Raw genomic sequence first — 17,467 nt, 5'->3', positions numbered from 1 at the left:
CGGGCGTTCCCGTTATCTTAGATGAAAAAAAAAGTGACGCAGGCCAAGCGTACGCCGATGTTATCGCTCGCTACTTAGGCGAAGAGCGTCCACATCGGTTTATTGATGAAAAGAAAGGACTGTTTGGAAAACTATTCGGGAGCAAATAATGAGCCTGCTCGACTATTTTAAAAGCTCGAAAGGGGGTTCGGCGGCTGTTGCTAAAGAACGACTACAAATACTCGTTGCCCACGAGCGCTCTTCACAAAACCAACCCTCTTATCTGCACAGCTACAGCGGGAAATCATAGAAGTGATAAAAAAATATGTGAATGTGGAACAAGAGGCTATCTCATTTAATATTGAACAAGACGATAATCAGGAAACCCTAGAGCTGAATATAGTCTTGCCTGATCAACACTCAAAACATGTTTAAGCATTATTGACTCTCTCAACTCTCTCAATAGGAAAAGGTGATAACTATGCTTCATTTAATCGGCGAGGCGGCAGGCACAGTCTGGCAATACCTAGAGCAAAACGGTCCTTCTAGCGTAACTAAAATTGCGACAGACACAGGTATAGCAAAAAATGATTTACAACGAGCGATAGGCTGGCTATCAAAAGAAGATAAATTAAACATCGAGGTGAAAGGCCGTACCGAAACTATTGCTCTGAAATAAGAGCGCCCATAACTCGGTGATACTGCGCAATCTCTTACTCAGTCTGATTCAATGGTATAAACGACTCTTATCGCCTCGCAAAGGCTTTAGCTGCGCTTATCGAGTTAATACGGGACAAGCCAGTTGTTCAACACTTGGATTTAGAGCGATACGGCGATTTGGTTCAGCAAAAGGTCTAAGTGTGCTGCATAAACGTATGCGCCTATGTAAAGCCTCTGCACAACAACGTCGACTGAGCTCGACCAGGCCTCATAGAGCACAGCGGGGTGACTGTGACTGCGCATTACCTGAGTTTGATTTATCAGGTTTAACAGATTGCTTAGATTTATTTGAGCCGCGCAGGCGACGGGATAACCGCAGGCAAAGGCCGAATAACGAACAATAACGTATTGTCAGGCAAAGAGTACGCTCTCACGCGCACTCTTTGCTAACTACGCTTATCCTACTTTCGCCATCTCAGCACGCATTTCAGCAATCACTTTATGATAATCCGGCTGGTTAAAAATAGCAGAACCCGCTACAAAGGTATCAGCACCGGCTTCTTTAATTTGTCTAATATTATCTGTTTTTACCCCACCGTCGATTTCCAAACGAATATCAAAACCGCTGTCATCGATTCTTTTTCTAACTTGGCGTAATTTATCTAAAGCTGACGGTATAAACGACTGACCACCAAAACCTGGGTTTACCGACATTAGCAAAATCATGTCTAACTTATCCATGACATAATCTAAATAATGTAACGGCGTGCCTGGGTTAAATACTAGCCCCGCCTTACAGCCTTGATCACGAATTAACTGTAATGTACGGTCAATGTGTACCGATGCTTCAGGATGAAACGTAATATAGCTTGCCCCCGCTTTAGCAAAATCAGGGACAATTCTATCGACTGGCTCAATCATTAAATGCACATCAATCGGTGCAGTCACGCCATGCTTACGCAAAGCTTCGCAAACTAATGGACCAATCGTTAAATTGGGCACGAAATGATTGTCCATCACATCGAAATGAACAACATCCGCCCCGGCCTCTAACACCTTATCAACTTCTTCGCCTAATTTCGCGAAAATTAGCGGATAAAATGGAAGGAGCTATCCAATCTGGCTTCATGTGTGATTCCTCATAAGGTTGTGTTAAGTGTTTTTATTTTTGGTTACCAACTTAAGACGGGACAGGGTGTTTATAGCGACAGAAAACCGCTCCTGCGTTGCCCTACTACACGCCATCCCTGGCGTTATGCGTTCTGAATGACCTGTCCCGGCTTAAGTGTGTAGCCTTATTTTAGCGCGTATTAAAGCAATACAACGCTTAGTAAATCAGTATACTATGGCTTTAGTATCATACAGGAAAACACGCACAATGAAACTGGTCACGTTTACGGAAAATCAGCACACTCGAATCGGCGCAGTCGTCGGCGAAGAAGTGGTTGACACGCTACATAGCTTAACGCTACCAAAAACCATGCTCGGCTTTTTACAAGCTGGCCAACCCGCTAAAGAGCAAATGCAACACCTCATAGATAGCGGCTTAAACAGATTGGCGTTAAACGATGTTACCTTGCACGCCCCTATACCAAGACCGGGTAAATACCTAGCGATAAGCTTAAATTATGCTGACCATATCGCTGAAACCGGTAAAGAACGCCCTGAATACCCTAGCTTTTTCAGCAAAGCGACCAGCTCCATCATCGGTCATCAAACCCCAATACAACGCCCTAAAGTCTCAGATAAACTTGATTACGAAGGCGAATTAGCATGGTCATCGGCTGTTATGTCAGACATGTTTCAGTCGAACAAGCATCTAATGTCATTGCGGGCTTTATGATAGCCAATGACGTTTCGGTACGCGATTGGCAAATGCGTTCACCGACGATGATGATAGGCAAATCATTTGATACTGCTGGGCCTTTAGGTCCCTGGCTAGTCACTAGCGATGAACTGCCTAATCCACATCAACTCAGTTTAAAAACCTGGGTGGATGATGAATTAAGACAAGATGCCAATACCAGCCAAATGCTGTTCAATTGTTACGATATGATTGCGTACTTGTCGCAAGCCATGACATTAGAACCTGGCGACGTGATTGCAACGGGTACACCCGCTGGGGTCGGCGTAAAAATGACACCGCGGGGTTATTTAAAACCAGGCCAGACGGTGACAATAGAAATTGAAGGTATCGGTCGGTTAATCAATCCCGTCATCGATGAGGTAGTTCTTTAGACAATAGCCGGTGAGTAGCAATGGCGTGAACGCTAGTATCACGCCCAATTTTTGTATTCAAAAAACATTAAATCGGCATAAAAACTCAGTAAATTCATCGGTAGGCATAGGCTTGCCGAATAAATAGCCTTGAATTTCATCACAACCTTTTGCACGTAAGAAACTTAACTGCTCCTGGGTTTCCACACCTTCAGCAATGGTGTTTAAACCCAAACTATGGGCCAAGCTAATGACGGCAATAACTATCGACTCACTGTTAACATCACAGACAATATCACGCACAAAACTCTGGTCTATTTTCAATTTATTGATATTAAAACGTTTTAAATAAGAAAGCGATGAATAACCCGTACCGAAATCATCTATCGAAAGCTTAATACCCAACTGATGCAATTGCGTAATTATGACAATTGCCGCATCCGGATCATCCATCATTATGCTTTCGGTTAACTCTAATTCTAAATATTGGGGCGCTAATTTCGTGTCGGCTAAGACGCGTTCAATAATCTGAACAAAATTCGCTTGGCGAAATTGCGCAGCGGATAAATTTATCGCCATGACAGAATCCGTCCAACCGGCTTGTTGCCAAGCCTTATGCTGCCTAACTGCTGTATTCAACACCCATTCACCAATTGCCAGAATTTGCCCGGATTCTTCAGCAATCGGTATAAAATCCGCTGGTGAAACCATACCTAGCTCAGGATGCCGCCAACGCAATAACGCTTCGCAGCCAATAACACGCTGACCTTGAATATCTAATTGCGGCTGGTAATAAAGACTTAATTCGTCCCGATCCAACGCTCGGCGTAACGCATTTTCCAGTTTTAACACACGGCTAGTATGGATATGCATATCAACCGTGTAAAACTGGAATGAATTACGGCCAGTGTTTTTAGCGCGATACATCGCAGTGTCACTTGATTGCAATAAAGACTCAAAATCTTCACCGTCAATCGGGTACAGCGCAATTCCAATAGACGGCGTTATATTTAAATCATGACCGTCAATCAGAAAAGGCCTAGACGTGTCAGCAATGATTTTACCGGCAACATGCGCAGCACCCTCGCTATCGGTATCAGGCAGCAACAACGCAAACTCATCACCCCCTAATCGAGCTACGATGTCATCTTCTCGTACTGTGGCATTGAGTCTATGGGCAACTTCGATTAGCAATTTATCGCCCACATTATGCCCTAACGAGTCATTAACATTCTTGAAGCGGTCAAGATCGATAAATAACACGGCTAGTGATTGTTTTTTCCTATGCGCTTGTTTTAAATGATATTCCGCCCGTTCTTTAAACAACGTTCGGTTAGGTACTTTAGTGAGTGAATCGTAATGCGCTAAATGAATAATATGTTCTTCTGTTAATTTACGCTGGGTAATATCGCTAAAAATCGCGAAATAATGACTAGGCTCTCCCGCATCGCTATACGCCGTATTAATCGATAACCACTCAGGATAAATTTCACCGTTTTTGCGTCGATTCCAAATCTCCCCTTTCCAGCCACCTGTTTGATGGATGTGCCGCCACATGTCGGCATAAAAATCACTATCGTGGTAACTGGATTTAATTAAGTCAGGTTTTTGGCCAATCGCTTCTTCTACTGTATAGCCGGTTATATCAGTAAACGCTTTATTAACAGATACAATGCGCTGCTCAAGCGAACAAATCATAATGCCTTCTAAACTGTGTTTAAACACTTGTGCATTCAACGACAATTCTTCTTCTCGCTGCTTAATAACGGATAAATCGGTATGGGTGCCAAGCATTCGCAACGGTTTGCCATCGCCAGTAAATGCTACAACTTTGCCGCGATCCATAATCCAAATGTAATGACCTTGTTTACAACGCACACGGTGCTCATTGGAATAAAATTCGGTTTCGCCGGCAAAATGGCGCTGTATGTCTTCCATCACCTTAGATAAGTCATCAGGATGTACGCGCGACTGCCATTCGGATAAATGATTACTGATTTCATCGTCAGCATACCCCAGCATAGCTTTGAAACGACTAGAAAAATACACGTTATTATCAACAATATTCCAATCCCAAAGCCCTAAATCGCTACCATCAATAGCAAACTTCCAGCGCTGCTCGCTTTCGGCTAGCAAGATTTCAGCGAGCTTTTGTTCGGTAATATCCGTCCATGTGCCAATGATTTCAACAGGCTGTCCGTCACTATCGCGACTAAGCCTTAATTGGTCATCTATCCAATGATATTGACCGCTGCCGAATAAAAATCGATATTGATGGCGTAAAGCACCTGTACTGAAAAGCACTTGTTGTGCCAGCAAGGCTTTTTGCCTGTCGTCAGGATGCACATGTTGTAACCAAAAATCAGGAGCCGATTCCCAGTCTTCGATGGAATAACCGATGATGCGTTGGGCATTATTGCTTAAGTAGCTGACGGAATAACCTTGCTCAGGTTTAGACTTAATCGCTAACGCATAAATAATCGTTGGCGTAATCTCGATGATGTGTTTGAGGCGTTCTCGAGTTTTTTGTAAATCAAACAGTAAGGCCGCCTGCTGTTGTAGCTCTCGTTTGACTAACAAATATAATAATATTGCGGTGAATATTACGAAAAAAACACCTTTATAGGTTTGCACTTTGTTTAACGTTGAAGCGTCAACAAAAAAAAACAGTGCGAAGTGATCGGATAAAAAAATCCAAAGGCCAGCCATTATTAAGTAGAGCAAGCTGATTTTTAATGCTGCTCCAAAAAACAGCTTATTAAGAGAAGTCATCACTTCAAAAAGTGGTAAAAATTATAAATTGTGTCTTTAATGTGGCTATATAAAAAACGAAAGCAACGCTAAGTGGTAGAGAGAATAGTAACCATGCGAAGGTAATATTATTTTTTGGTTCACTCGATTGTCAGAGTTACTTATTTTTAGTCAACACAAAAGCCTTAATCAACGCTGCTGTTGGAATAGCGGATATAGCGCCTGCAAGCCAATCGTGTTGGTTTATCCCAAGATAAACTGCTGCCCCTATACAGCACAAACAAACCAAAAAACCCGCAATTTGTCCTATTATATCGCTTCGAAATACTGCCGTTATCTGCTGCTTATTTATTTGCGCCTGCGCTTCTTGTGCAGCAATATTTGCCTCAATGGCTTTGACTTCGAGGATTCTACGATGATTGGATTCTTGCTCGGCTAATGCAATAAGCCTTGCAGCAGCACCGGGAACGATTTCGTCAATCCCACGCAATATTTCTGGCGGAGGAACTGCACCTTGATAATGGGTAACAGTTTGTTTTGCTGATACGACCTGCTGATTAGCTTGGCGTTTTTGAGGTGTAGTCTTTGCCATGATGCTCGATTACATTACGCAAATCAGTCCCAATTGCCTTCCAATCATTTTCTATCGCTTCGCCTATTTCTATAGATTGAACGGTTACTTGAGGGATAGTATTTACATTTGGCGCTTGAAAATGACCAAACAGCATAACAGGAGCAGCAAGTCCTTTTTCAAACCCACGCAAAAATGCCTCTTTTTTAGTGTTTGAAAAATCGATGATTACCATTAATTAATGTCCTCTTGATGCTTGATGATTAGGTACTTAGGAATACCTTTTTGAGCTGAACATTAACAAAAAAGTTAAGTCTAACGCAAAAAAAATAACAATATATCCTCGGCTACTTCTAGTTATTTAACATCAAACAAAGCTCTAAATAAGCGCCATCCCCACCAAAACCCTAAACTGAATAAATCTCAGTTATTTTGGTTTCGATACCACCCTGCGACGCGTTAAACTATTTGAATTTATAAAAGTCTGTGTTCACCGATGACAGGTTGAACACAACCTTAATGCTATCGTTTACAATAGTCAGAACAATCTAGGAGAACGAATGAAAAAAGTAGTTTTAATTGCCGCGTTAGCCGTGTTTGGCGTCAGTCAAGCTGAAGCTGATACTAAAGTATTTGAGCGCGTGCTAGGCAATGGCTTAAAAGTCTTAGTCAAAGAAGATCACCGCTCGCCTATCGTGATTTCACAGGTTTGGTATAAAGTAGGCTCTAGTTATGAGCCTAACGGCATTACCGGTATTTCACACATGTTAGAACACATGATGTTTAAAGGGACGGATAAACATCCACCCGGTGAGTTTTCCAAAATTATCGCTGATAATGGCGGCGACCAAAATGCCTTTACCGGTCAAGATTATACGGCATATTTTCAAACCATGGCGGCGGATAAATTAGCGGTTAGTTTTGAGTTAGAAGCCGATAGAATGCGCCATTTGCATTTATTGGCTGATGAGCTGAAAAAAGAGCTAGAAGTCGTAACGGAAGAGCGCAGAATGCGCACTGATGACAACCCACAAGCTAAAATGGCTGAGCATTTTAACGCGATGGTATATGCTAGCAGCCCGTATAAACACCCTATCATAGGCTGGCCGTCTGATATTGCCGCGTATACCGTAGATGATTTACAAGCCTGGTATCAACGCTGGTATGCGCCTAATAATGCAACGCTAGTGGTGGTAGGCGATGTTCAGCCGGAGCAGGTCTTTAACTTAGCTCAGCAGTACTTTGGTGAGTTAAAGCCCAGCGATATTAAGCCGTTAAAACCGCAAGCCGAAATCGAGCAATTAGGGCCGCGTACAATGACGGTTAAAGTACCCGCTAAACTACCCTCAGTAGTCTTAGGCTATAAAACTCCGTCATTGAAAACCGCTGAGCAAGATTGGGAAGCCTATGCGCTAGAAGTCTTAGCCGGGGTTTTAGATGGCGGCAATAGTGCGCGTTTAAGTAAAGACTTGATTCGTGGTAAACAATTAGCCGTTTCTGCTGGTGCAGGCTATTCGCTCACCTCGCGTTTATCAAGTTTATTTGAGTTGGAAGCCACACCGGCGCAAGGCAAAACCGTTCAGGAGTTAGAATCAGCCTTAAAAGCTGAAGTTGCTAAATTACAGCAAACATTAATCAGCCCAGAAGAATTACAACGCGTGAAGGCGCAAGTATTAGCTGGCGCGGTGTATGAACGCGACTCTGGCTTTTATCAAGCCATGCAATTAGGCATGTTGGAAACCATAGGACTAGGCTGGCAAGAAGCCGATAAATATGTCGATAAAATCAATCAAATCAATGCGGAACAAGTGCAAGCGGTGGCACGTAAATATTTACAAGAAGACCGTTTAAAACGTGGCTTACTTACAGCCATTACCTTTAGATGTTAAACCTGATAATAAAAAAAGAGCGAAATAGTGTGCTTTCTAATCACCCGCAAGCGTTAATTCGCAACCAGGTGTGGGAGTAGCAATGTGAGGAACTCTATGAGCAAAATACGCACCCATTACGATAATTTAAAAGTGGCGAGAAATGCGCCAGATGTTGTCATTAAAGCTGCACATAAAGCGTTATTACAATTACATCATCCCGATAAATCGGTGGATAAAGAAAAAGCCGAGCGCATTACGCGCATTTTGAATGATGCACGCGACGTGTTATTAGACCCCGTTAAGCGCAAACAACACGACCACTGGATTAAAGAGCAAGAAGCGTTGGAAAAACCAACACATCACCACCATAAATCTCATGAACGCACCAAACCCGCCCCCGCCCATGAGCCAGAGCCAGAACTGGCCGAACGGCGTATCGATAAGTACACCGCTTATTCAAACGGTATCGCGCTAGATACCGAAACACGGCTGCAATGGTGCCGCTTTAGCTTAGGCCAACACTGGCGTAAAGAACGCGCCCAGGGCGAGCCTAAAGTCTTTACTTGGCATGAAGCACTTGCCGCCGTTAAGACCTTAAATGCCCAAGGTGGTTTTGCTGGCTATCAAGACTGGCGACTGCCCACGATACAAGAATTAAAGTCATTGATTACTAAACCTAAGATTACCGGCGGGCAACATTTAGCGACCGAGGTATTTCCCGATAGCCCTTCCTGGCTATGGTCAGCATCGCCTTATGCGGGTTATGGTGGCGGCGCTTGGTATATTAATTTCGATGATGGTTCAGCACTCAGTGAAAGCGAAAATTTCCATCGCGCAGTACGCTTAGTGCGTGGTTAACCACACTCTCAACTTATTTATTTGGAATTGTTATGCGAATTTTTTTATTCGGCTGGTTATTATTGTTAACGACACCTGTATGGGCGTCAGCAAAAATTGAACATTGGCAAACGGCACAAGGTAGCCGGGTTTATTTTATTCATACTGAAGACTTGCCGTTAGTCGATATACAAGTCGTATTCGATGCTGGTAGCGCGCGAGATGGTGAGCAATATGGCGTCGCGGCACTGACCGCTGGTTTATTAGATACGGGTGCAGACAAGCTCAACGCCGATGCCATTGCGCAAAGCTTTGACAGTGTAGGCGCTGAGTTCAGCACTGGTAGCGCTACCGACACGGCAACAGTGGCATTACGCAGCTTAACCGAACCTGCTTTATTGCAAAAAGCGTTGACAACCATGCAAGCCGTTATCACGAAACCGACTTTTAACCCGGCAGATTTTGAACGGGAAAAAAAACGCACCCTAGCCGGGTTAACACAACAGCAAGAATCCCCCGGCGATATTGCCAATATTGCATTTAGTCAGGCCTTATATGGCGCGCATCCTTATGCCCACCCCGATAGTGGTACGTTGGAGACGGTCAATAAGCTCACGCGTGATGATGTTAAACGGTTTTACCAACGTTATTACGTCGCTAGCAATGCAATGGTTGTCATCGTTGGTCATTTAACACAACAACAAGCCGCAGACACGGCCGAGCAATTACTCAAAGGCTTAGCGCCTGGACAAAAACCGGAAGCTATTCCCGATGTTATGATGCCTAAATCTGCCAGCACTAAGCATATTCCCTTTCCGTCTACCCAAACCCATGTGTTAATTGGCTTGCCGGGTTCTTATCGTAAAGACCCTGATTATTTCAACTTATACGTTGGCAATCACATTCTAGGCGGTGGCGATTTAGTCTCACGCCTGTTCTCTGAAGTGCGGGAAAAACGCGGCTTAGCTTATAGCGCTGCCAGTGCGTTTATCCCTATGTTAAAGCCTGGTCCATTTTTAGTCAGCTTACAAACTCGCAACGACCAAGCTCAACAAGCGCTAGATGTTGCCCGTAAAACCTTAGCCGATTTTATTGCGCAAGGACCAACTGAAGACGAAGTGAATGCCGCAAAGAAAAACATTATCGGCGGTTTTGCGATGCGCTTTGATACTAATAAAAAATTAGCCAGTTATCTAAGCATGATAGGCTTTTATCAAATGCCACTGGACTATTTAGATACCTTTAAGCAACAAATTGAACAAGTCAATGCTGCGTCAATACGCGACGCCTTTGCTAGACGCGTTAAGCAAGACTTATTGCAAACCGTCACGGTAGGCAATGCACAATAAGCTCAGAATTATCGGCGGGCAATGGCGCAGTCGAGTCATTGCTTTTGACGATGCGCCCGGTTTAAGGCCAACCCCTAACCGGGTGCGCGAAACTTTGTTTAATTGGTTGCAAACCGATATTCCAGGCAGCCGCTGTTTAGATTGTTTTGCCGGTAGCGGTGCCTTAGGCTTTGAAGCGGCATCGCGGGGTGCGAAATCCGTCATACAAATCGAGCAAAATCCCATTATCTGTCGTCAATTAAAAGCCAGCGCTACGGCATTAGGCGCAACGCAAATCAAACTGGTACAAGCCGATGCATTTCGCTATCTTACCGAAACTTTAGAAACCTTTGATATTGTCTTTATCGACCCGCCTTTCGGACAAGGGCTAGCCTTACAAGCCTGCCATTGGTTAGAAGATAAAGGCTTGCTAAACCCTGACGCCAAAATTTATTTGGAAACCGAAACTGAGCTTACACTAAACGTGCCTAACAATTGGCAGATGCTGAAACAAAAAACGGCGGGGGACGTGGCTTATTGTTTGTTTCAACACCTAGCGATTTAGGTCTTGCTTGATTATTTCAATTATAATGTCAGTAAAAAACAAACTATTTTTGGATTGATTTATGAATATCCAGGTGATTGAACAAGAGGCTTTGCGCTTACCTATTGCAGAAAGAGCAAGGCTTGCCGAAACATTGCTTGCTAGTTTAGACACTTTATCAACGCAAGAAATAGAACTGCTTTGGTTTGTCGAAGCCCAACGCCGGGCAAAGGAAATTGATAATGGAACTGTCCAATTGGTTTCTGCGGAAGATATGGCGAAGAAAATACAAACAATTATTCAATGAACTACGCTTTTCACCCTGAAGCGGCAGAAGAATATGCTGAAAGCGTTGTCTTCTATAAGTCTATCAGCACAAAACTAGCAATACGCTTTAATGAAGCAGTAACGGAAACGATTGCCAAAATATGTTGTTGCCTACGCGCTACCGCATTGAAACGCCACCCACTATTCGTAATGCTAGCATTCAAGGCTTCCCTTTTAGTGTTATTTTCCGAGAGATTGCGGGCAACATTGAAGTGCTTGCCGTTGCCCATCATCGCCGACGTCCATTTTATTGGTTAGCTAGAAGTAGCTAGCTCTCAATAAGCCTCATCTTTATCTTATCCCCAAGCCAGACACCATGCTCGTTAACTGCGTTGTTTATCAAGAAGGCAAAAAATTAAAAGACATTAACATCGAGGAAATTAGCGATTATTTGCAAATCCCTGATTGTTTTGTCTGGGTCGCATTAAAAGACGCTGAATTAGCTGAACTTGAGAAAATGCGCGGAGAGTTCGATTTTCACCCATTAGCCGTCGAAGACGCTTGGCATAAACACCAACGTCCTAAGATTCAAGAATATGGCGACTCGGTGTTTGCCGTTATGCAATTGGTTAGCTTTTTCCATGACGAACTGATTATTGGCGAAGTTGACGTCTTTGTCGGTAAAAATTATGTGTTATCGGTACGCCATCGTAATCAAGAAAATTTTTTAGGCGTGCGCGAACGCTGCGAACGTGAACCGCATTTGTTACAACAAGGCGCTGGCTTTGTGTTCTATGCGCTGATGGATGAAGTCGTTTGATAGATATTTTCCAGTGTTATACGAGTTAGAAACCGAGCTTGATAATATCGAAGAGCAAATTTTTCATAGAAAAAGGCGATGCACGTTCAAATATCGAACGGTTATACGAATTAAAGCGCAAGGTAATGGTATTAAAACATGCGGTGACGCCGCTTTTAGAAGATACCGGTAAATTATTTCGCGGCCGTGTACCCGATGTTTGCAGCCATACCCAAGAATATTTCCGTGATGTTTACGACCATTTAAATCATATCAACGCTTCTATTGACACGATTCGCGACACGATTAGCACCGCCATACAAGTAAACTTATCCATCGTCACGATAGAAGAAAGCGAAGTAACTAAACGCTTAGCCGCATGGGCCGGTATCTTTGCGGTCGCAACAGCGTTTGCCGGTATTTGGGGCATGAATTTTGAGCACATGCCCGAATTACGCTGGCTATACGGCTACCCTGCTGCCCTCATGTTGATAGCCCTCGTCTGTTTTGTACTGTATCGGCGCTTTAAGCGAGCGGGTTGGCTGTAAGCCTTCATACAAAACCCAAAAACAAACGGTTAATCGCCATACCTTTTAATGCATTATCGATGCTTTTACGGTCAAATTGCGGCGCGAGCATTTGGATAAATGCATACATATACCCGCGTAAATACGCGTCCTTACGAATCCCTAAATAGGTAGTACTAGGCGGAAATAAGTGACTGGCATCGATAATACCTAGATTTTTATCCCGCTCAGGGTCATAAGCGATACTCGCCAACAGCCCTACCCCTAAACCTAAGCCAACATAGGTTTTAATAACATCGGCATCGATAGCGGTTAATACCACATTGGGTATAAGTCCCGCTTGCGCAAAGACCCGGTTAACTAACGAGCCACCGGTAAAGCTAAAGTCATAAGTAATGAGCGGAAAGCTGGCAATTTTTTCTAATGTCAGTGGCTGATTATGGAATAACGGATGCCCTTGCGGTGCAATAACACTACGATTCCATTGATAACAAGGAAAACACACTAATTTTTCATGTTGGCTAATCGTCTCTGTCGCGATAGCAATATCTGCTTCAGCATTGACGGTTAATTCGGCAACTTGACTAGGCGTGCCTTGATGAATGTGCAATTTCACATCCGGATAACGCTCGATAAACGTTTTTATTGCGCTGGGCAAACGATAACGAGCTTGGGTGTGCGTCGTCGCAATAGTCAGCGCGCCAGATTCTTTTTGCCGAAACTCTTCGCTGACTAGTTTGATATTGTCGATTTCTCTTAATGCGCGTTCGGCCAACTGTAAAATCATTTTGCCAGATTCGGTTAAACCGGTAATACGCTTGCCATTACGGTGAAAAATACGCAAATTTAATTCTTCTTCTAGCAATTGGATTTGTTTACTAATACCCGATTGCGAAGTATGTAGATTGTCTGCCGCTTGAGAAATATTCAACCCTTGATGGACAACTTCTTTGATATAGCGGAGCTGATGCAGTTTCATATCGTCTCTTTATAACTAAATGATATAAACATAGCATAACATATCATTAAAAAATTGAATGATTAGCCTGATATAGTGGTGCCAGTTTTTTATTTTTGTCATATAGGACTGTATCATGAGTATTGAATATATTGTCTCAGGTCTCTTAGTGGGTTTATTAGTCGGCGTCACAGGCGTAGGTGGTGGCTCACTAATGACGCCGTTACTAGTCTTTTTGTTCGGATTTAAGCCATCGGTTGCGGTAGGTACGGACTTGTTGTTTGCCGCCATCACTAAAACCAGTGGTGTTTGGGTTCATCACACTAAGCATAGTTCAGTAGACTGGAAAGTCGTCACCTGGTTAGGCACGGGAAGCATACCGTTTGCGATAGCGACGTTAATGGTGATTAAGCACTATATGGCGATAGGAAAAGAAACAACAGGTGCCATTACGTTTACTTTAGGCATAGCCTTATTGTTAACCGCTTGCGCTTTGTTAATTCGTAGCGTAATACTAAGTAGAAAAAGCAAAAATCCTCCCGCTGTAGAGGAAGATTCAGATATTGTTATCCCCGATGAAAGCGAAGGCCGGTTTAAGCGTATGCAAATCCCTGCCACAATATTTGTCGGCGCAGTTTTAGGTGTCTTAGTCACCTTATCTTCTGTAGGCGCAGGCGCATTAGGAACAGTCGCGTTATTATTCTTATATCCTAAAATGAGAACGGTAAAAATCGTTGGCACCGACTTAGCCCATGCTATTCCGTTGACCGCTGTTGCCGGTTTAGGCCATTTAAGCTTAGGTAACGTCGATTTAACGTTATTAGGCAGCTTGTTAATCGGCTCATTACCCGGAATTTGGGTAGGTAGCTTATTAAGCGCTAAAATCCCTGAATATTTTTTACGCCCTGTCTTAGCTTCAGTCTTAATGTTAATTGGTTTGAAGTTTGTTTTAGTCTAAACACAGACTTAGTAACCCGTCACAACAATGAATCTGCGTGGATAAAGCTTAATGTTCATGCAGATTGTTATCTTAACACCCTGTCTTATCGACTTTCCGCTCTCAAGACTACCCGTTTTGTGTAAGCTAACGCATTGCCTACCTGTGCATTACTACTCACAGTTATTTGAAAGCGCACAGGTTATTGCTATAGCACGTAGGACGCAATAGCCCCTGCATGAATGTGAATCTACCATCGGCGCAATGCTCGTTGGTTATTGCACCCTACGCGCTATACCCTTCCCCAATTAGGAGACTATTTTGGCGTGAGTTACGCCACCATGAGCGAGGCAGTGAAACAGACGGAAAAGAGGGCAGATAACAGATAATGTCAAATGTAAGGTAACCCTATTTTCGTCTCCTATAAAACCTTAGACCGTGTAAATTTATTAAATAAATGATATGATTCAATTATGAGCATAGATTACCTAATTCCTATTTCTGAACCACACGCGATTCAAAACGTTATATTTGCGCTAGAATGGCAAGGCGAGCTTACGGATAATGCCTTAACGGAAGTTCAAAGGTTAGCTCCGTCGCTGAAATCTCATTTTCCACAGGTTGTTATTCAAAAGATGGTTCAGATAAATATTGGACCTGATAGCGTTCCAGCGTCTCACCAGGGAGGAAATGAACAGTTAGGGGGAGTTAGTTTCCAAAGACTTGGACAATTTGGTAACGTTGTCAGCCAACTAAATGTTTCACGTTCACGTTTTATAATTGCAATTAGTGAATACAGTAGGTGGAAACCAACACTTGAAGCTGTAATGCGCTATTTTAAAATAGTGTTGCCTGCGATATTGAATGAAAAATCAATAAGCATGGTTAGCCTTCAGTATACTGATGTGTTTACCTGGAAAGATGACCCGGTAAATTTAAATCTACACGAAGTCTTTATTAAAAACTCCCCCTACTTGACTCCTAACGTATTTGATCAAAAAGGTTTGTGGCATTGCCACCATGGATATTTAATTGAATCATTTGATGGGCTTGCTGGAAGGTGTTTAGATAACATAAATGTTAATATGGTTGATAATTTGAGTGATCGAGAGATTCACATAAATACCACCCATCAATTTACGTTAAGTAGCCCATTGAGAATGGCTACCAAAGATTATTTGCAATCAATAGAAATCATTCAAAATGTATTGCATAACCATAATAAAGACATCTTGAGACAATTACTGACCAATGAAGTCTGTAATAAAATTGGTCTAACAAACAAATAAGCTGGATAGGGGTAAGCATGGAACCATTATCTACTGTTGTGCTTTGGGCATCTTTAGTCTTGCCAGCAACTGTTATACAAAATTGGCCTACTGAGAAAACGAAAAAAAATGAGACTGTAACTACTTCGATAATAAGCAATTATTATGTTCGCGATAGCGGAGTGAAAACCTCCTCAATTGTTGAGCCTATAGCCTTGGAAGAGAATGTCAATGTGGTCGTAAATATCTCAAATGACGTTTTTTCACAGCTGAACAGTTATTTTGAGTTGAAATCAGGCTGGGACGGGCCTGATAGCTCCCCTCCAGCATCAACAGATATTGAATCGGCTATTAATTTTGCTAACTTAATTCCACCTATCTTTCCAATGCCAAAAGCAATGCTTTCTAGCGACGGAGAAGTTGGATTGTATTGGGATGATAATATTGCGTATATCGATCTTCAATTTGAATCAGACCAAACCCTTTCGATTTTTTCTCGTGATCGCTCATCAGGAAAAGAGACATTTATTGAAGCAGATATCACGACAATTGATTCAGAATGGTTTTTTGACACATTTGGAGAATTATTGAGGCTATCAGGATATGGGTTAGCTGCATAGGTACCAACTGCACATGAAGTGTATTGATTTTTTCTCGGAAAATTATGGAAACACCCAAATATGCAAACTTATTCAAGATTTCAAAATAGATGAATTGATTGCATGGGAACTTGAGATTGCAACCAAACTCTCACCTGGCCCTGTTAATAACAAAGAGTTTTTGTATCGTCAAATTATCAGCCCTATTCATTACGATAAAGAAACAAACACTTTAACACCTACAGCATTTAATGACATATCAGACAAAGGACTGTCTGTAAACCGATTAACGCACACAACTGAAGAAAAAATTCGTCAAATGGCAAATAATCGGGTCGAGGAATACAATAAACTAAATCCAGATAAGCCAACGAGATCATTTTCGGGGGCTGTTAGCTTTCTTTGTGAAGATATTCGTAATATAACTGTTCCAGCAGCTCCTACGCCTCTTCGGGGATGCTTGGTTTTTGACACAGCATATGAAAACGACTTGTCACACGCTGATATATGTCAAGCTGTAAAAGATAAGGCTCACGCTAGAAGCGTTCGAGCAAGTATTCGAGATTTGGCGAATAAATATTTGGAAACCAATCCCTTCTTTGTCGAAAATCTGCCGGACTAAGTTTCGTAATCTAGTAGCCCCAAGCCTTTCAAAATTTCCACAGCCACCTCAACGCGATAAGGCGCGCTAATTTATAAGACCATGAGATGCACTTATAGGATGCTGCCGACGAGGCGCCTCACTCGCGTTTCGTCAATTGACTCTCCGTGCCAACGATTGCTACCGTCAACACCGACTGCGCATTCCCAGTAACCGCCTATATCTACGAATCATACATAGGCTAACGCATTGGCCCTACCCGTGCATGGCTTTAGCGATGCACTTTTCACCCCCATCGTTTAAACACTGTTAACACCTTAATTTATTGCGTTTTTGCGTCAGCTTGTCTTCATAACACAGTAAATCTTCTGTAGAAGTCCTGAAATTTAGAGTAATATAGACACCCCCAAACCCAATCACACCTGCCATGCAAATAGGCTCGTACCGATTAAGCAATCCATTAATATTGGCACCGATGGCTGGCATTAGCGACCGACCGTTTCGCACTATTTGCAAACAGCTAGGTGCTGCGATGACCGTATCGGAAATGGTGGCATCAAATCCTATGTTGCAACACCATAAACGTACCTTATTAAAATGCGATTATGCAGGTGAAGACGGTATTCGCTCAGTTCAAATACTAGGAACAAATCCTAGACAAATGGCTGAGGCTGCCAAAATCAATGTTGCGCGGGGTGCACACATATTGACATCAATATGGGTTGTCCGGCGAAAAAAAAAGTATGCTCGGTC

At 42.8% G+C, this 17,467-nt stretch carries 17 protein-coding genes and 6 pseudogenes; 18 read left to right on the top strand and 5 right to left on the bottom strand.

Going from position 1 to position 17,467, the window contains the following annotated elements; translation table 11 throughout:
- From VZ94_RS27065 to yidD, 4 genes and pseudogenes are all read left to right on the top strand, one after another.
- Positions 1-149, top strand: a pseudogene (locus VZ94_RS27065) (septum site-determining protein MinD); the annotation flags it as partial.
- Positions 149-414, top strand: a pseudogene (gene minE, locus VZ94_RS24500) (cell division topological specificity factor MinE). The pseudogenes VZ94_RS27065 and minE, both read left to right, overlap by 1 nt.
- Positions 415-460: 46 nt before the next feature.
- The gene (locus tag VZ94_RS12720) at positions 461-658 is read left to right on the top strand and encodes a winged helix-turn-helix domain-containing protein (protein ID WP_045779512.1); all 198 of its coding nucleotides are present in this window, start codon (positions 461-463) and stop codon (positions 656-658) included.
- 16 nt (positions 659-674) lie between these two features.
- Positions 675-1,043: a membrane protein insertion efficiency factor YidD gene (gene yidD, locus VZ94_RS32785; protein WP_109867688.1), complete on the top strand. Its 369-nt coding sequence runs from the start codon at positions 675-677 to the stop codon at positions 1,041-1,043.
- 52 nt (positions 1,044-1,095) lie between these two features.
- Here yidD and rpe read toward each other — a convergent pair.
- Positions 1,096-1,768: pseudogene (rpe, locus tag VZ94_RS12710) on the bottom strand (ribulose-phosphate 3-epimerase).
- 216 nt (positions 1,769-1,984) lie between these two features.
- On the opposite strand from rpe, the pseudogene VZ94_RS32780 reads away from it, so the two are divergent.
- A pseudogene (locus tag VZ94_RS32780) lies at positions 1,985-2,877 on the top strand (fumarylacetoacetate hydrolase family protein).
- 57 nt (positions 2,878-2,934) lie between these two features.
- Here VZ94_RS32780 and VZ94_RS12700 read toward each other — a convergent pair.
- The 3 genes from VZ94_RS12700 to VZ94_RS12690 all read right to left on the bottom strand — a co-directional run bounded on the left by VZ94_RS12700 (position 2,935) and on the right by VZ94_RS12690 (position 6,413).
- Positions 2,935-5,436, bottom strand: coding sequence for a sensor domain-containing protein (locus VZ94_RS12700; RefSeq protein WP_192828643.1), 2,502 nt, complete (start codon positions 5,434-5,436; stop codon positions 2,935-2,937).
- A 328-nt stretch (positions 5,437-5,764) separates the two neighbouring features.
- Positions 5,765-6,199 (bottom strand): DUF2335 domain-containing protein, encoded by a 435-nt coding sequence (locus VZ94_RS12695; RefSeq protein ID WP_045779510.1) that lies wholly within the window; start codon positions 6,197-6,199, stop codon positions 5,765-5,767.
- Positions 6,165-6,413, bottom strand: a complete 249-nt coding sequence (locus VZ94_RS12690; protein WP_045779509.1) for a hypothetical protein — start codon at positions 6,411-6,413, stop codon at positions 6,165-6,167. The genes VZ94_RS12695 and VZ94_RS12690 overlap by 35 nt, the downstream gene beginning before the upstream one ends.
- Before the next feature lie 325 nt (positions 6,414-6,738).
- Between VZ94_RS12690 and VZ94_RS12685 the strand changes: the two are divergent.
- The 8 genes and pseudogenes from VZ94_RS12685 to VZ94_RS30760 all read left to right on the top strand — a co-directional run bounded on the left by VZ94_RS12685 (position 6,739) and on the right by VZ94_RS30760 (position 12,372).
- Positions 6,739-8,095 (top strand): annotated as a pseudogene (locus tag VZ94_RS12685) (M16 family metallopeptidase).
- A gap of 68 nt (positions 8,096-8,163) precedes the next feature.
- The gene (locus tag VZ94_RS12680) at positions 8,164-8,907 is read left to right on the top strand and encodes an Lcl domain-containing protein (protein ID WP_045779508.1); all 744 of its coding nucleotides are present in this window, start codon (positions 8,164-8,166) and stop codon (positions 8,905-8,907) included.
- 32 nt (positions 8,908-8,939) lie between these two features.
- On the top strand, positions 8,940-10,235 hold the full coding sequence (locus tag VZ94_RS12675; protein ID WP_045779507.1) for a M16 family metallopeptidase: 1,296 nt from the start codon (positions 8,940-8,942) through the stop codon (positions 10,233-10,235).
- Entirely contained in the window at positions 10,225-10,779 is a 555-nt protein-coding gene (gene rsmD / locus VZ94_RS12670) for a 16S rRNA (guanine(966)-N(2))-methyltransferase RsmD (RefSeq protein ID WP_045779506.1), read from the top strand. The genes VZ94_RS12675 and rsmD overlap by 11 nt, the downstream gene beginning before the upstream one ends.
- Before the next feature lie 61 nt (positions 10,780-10,840).
- On the top strand, positions 10,841-11,065 hold the full coding sequence (locus VZ94_RS12665; protein WP_045779505.1) for an addiction module protein: 225 nt from the start codon (positions 10,841-10,843) through the stop codon (positions 11,063-11,065).
- Between the two features lie 121 nt (positions 11,066-11,186).
- A complete protein-coding gene (locus VZ94_RS25965) occupies positions 11,187-11,357 on the top strand; it encodes a hypothetical protein (RefSeq protein ID WP_157844917.1) in 171 nt (56 codons plus the stop codon).
- Between the two features lie 44 nt (positions 11,358-11,401).
- Positions 11,402-11,845, top strand: coding sequence for a CorA family divalent cation transporter (locus tag VZ94_RS30765; protein WP_204369143.1), 444 nt, complete (start codon positions 11,402-11,404; stop codon positions 11,843-11,845).
- Positions 11,846-11,883: 38 nt separating this feature from the next.
- Complete coding sequence (locus VZ94_RS30760) at positions 11,884-12,372, top strand: CorA family divalent cation transporter (protein ID WP_204369142.1); 489 nt, start codon at positions 11,884-11,886, stop codon at positions 12,370-12,372.
- A 4-nt stretch (positions 12,373-12,376) separates the two neighbouring features.
- Here VZ94_RS30760 and VZ94_RS12655 read toward each other — a convergent pair whose 3' ends face one another.
- A complete protein-coding gene (locus tag VZ94_RS12655) occupies positions 12,377-13,330 on the bottom strand; it encodes a CysB family HTH-type transcriptional regulator (protein ID WP_045779504.1) in 954 nt (317 codons plus the stop codon).
- 115 nt (positions 13,331-13,445) lie between these two features.
- Here VZ94_RS12655 and VZ94_RS12650 point away from each other — a divergent pair, with 115 nt between their 5' ends.
- From VZ94_RS12650 to VZ94_RS12630, 5 genes and pseudogenes are all read left to right on the top strand, one after another.
- Positions 13,446-14,267 carry a sulfite exporter TauE/SafE family protein gene (locus VZ94_RS12650; protein WP_045779503.1) on the top strand — a complete coding sequence of 274 codons (822 nt, stop codon included), beginning with the start codon at positions 13,446-13,448 and terminating at the stop codon, positions 14,265-14,267.
- A 452-nt stretch (positions 14,268-14,719) separates the two neighbouring features.
- On the top strand, positions 14,720-15,535 hold the full coding sequence (locus VZ94_RS12645; protein WP_045779502.1) for a TIGR04255 family protein: 816 nt from the start codon (positions 14,720-14,722) through the stop codon (positions 15,533-15,535).
- 17 nt (positions 15,536-15,552) lie between these two features.
- Complete coding sequence (locus tag VZ94_RS12640; RefSeq protein WP_045779501.1) at positions 15,553-16,134, top strand: hypothetical protein; 582 nt, start codon at positions 15,553-15,555, stop codon at positions 16,132-16,134.
- Between the two features lie 13 nt (positions 16,135-16,147).
- On the top strand, positions 16,148-16,735 hold the full coding sequence (locus VZ94_RS12635; RefSeq protein ID WP_045779500.1) for a hypothetical protein: 588 nt from the start codon (positions 16,148-16,150) through the stop codon (positions 16,733-16,735).
- Between the two features lie 406 nt (positions 16,736-17,141).
- A pseudogene (locus tag VZ94_RS12630) lies at positions 17,142-17,467 on the top strand (tRNA-dihydrouridine synthase); the annotation flags it as partial.

Origin of the sequence: Methylocucumis oryzae (assembly GCF_000963695.1) — a bacterium.
Lineage (GTDB): Bacteria > Pseudomonadota > Gammaproteobacteria > Methylococcales > Methylomonadaceae > Methylovulum > Methylovulum oryzae.
Note: the sequence above shows the minus strand (reverse complement) of the source record. Positions and strands in the feature narration are given on the sequence as shown.

Coding starts and splice junctions, on each gene's coding strand:
- VZ94_RS12695 (WP_045779510.1), bottom strand. CDS start 6,199: ATGGCAAAGACTACACCTCAAAAACGCCAAGCTAATCAGCAGGTCGTA.
- VZ94_RS12665 (WP_045779505.1), top strand. CDS start 10,841: ATGAATATCCAGGTGATTGAACAAGAGGCTTTGCGCTTACCTATTGCA.
- VZ94_RS12640 (WP_045779501.1), top strand. CDS start 15,553: ATGGAACCATTATCTACTGTTGTGCTTTGGGCATCTTTAGTCTTGCCA.
- VZ94_RS12675 (WP_045779507.1), top strand. CDS start 8,940: ATGCGAATTTTTTTATTCGGCTGGTTATTATTGTTAACGACACCTGTA.
- VZ94_RS12635 (WP_045779500.1), top strand. CDS start 16,148: ATGAAGTGTATTGATTTTTTCTCGGAAAATTATGGAAACACCCAAATA.
- VZ94_RS12650 (WP_045779503.1), top strand. CDS start 13,446: ATGAGTATTGAATATATTGTCTCAGGTCTCTTAGTGGGTTTATTAGTC.
- VZ94_RS12680 (WP_045779508.1), top strand. CDS start 8,164: ATGAGCAAAATACGCACCCATTACGATAATTTAAAAGTGGCGAGAAAT.
- VZ94_RS12690 (WP_045779509.1), bottom strand. CDS start 6,413: ATGGTAATCATCGATTTTTCAAACACTAAAAAAGAGGCATTTTTGCGT.
- VZ94_RS12645 (WP_045779502.1), top strand. CDS start 14,720: ATGAGCATAGATTACCTAATTCCTATTTCTGAACCACACGCGATTCAA.
- rsmD (WP_045779506.1), top strand. CDS start 10,225: ATGCACAATAAGCTCAGAATTATCGGCGGGCAATGGCGCAGTCGAGTC.
- VZ94_RS12720 (WP_045779512.1), top strand. CDS start 461: ATGCTTCATTTAATCGGCGAGGCGGCAGGCACAGTCTGGCAATACCTA.
- VZ94_RS12655 (WP_045779504.1), bottom strand. CDS start 13,330: ATGAAACTGCATCAGCTCCGCTATATCAAAGAAGTTGTCCATCAAGGG.
- VZ94_RS25965 (WP_157844917.1), top strand. CDS start 11,187: ATGTTGTTGCCTACGCGCTACCGCATTGAAACGCCACCCACTATTCGT.
- VZ94_RS30765 (WP_204369143.1), top strand. CDS start 11,402: ATGCTCGTTAACTGCGTTGTTTATCAAGAAGGCAAAAAATTAAAAGAC.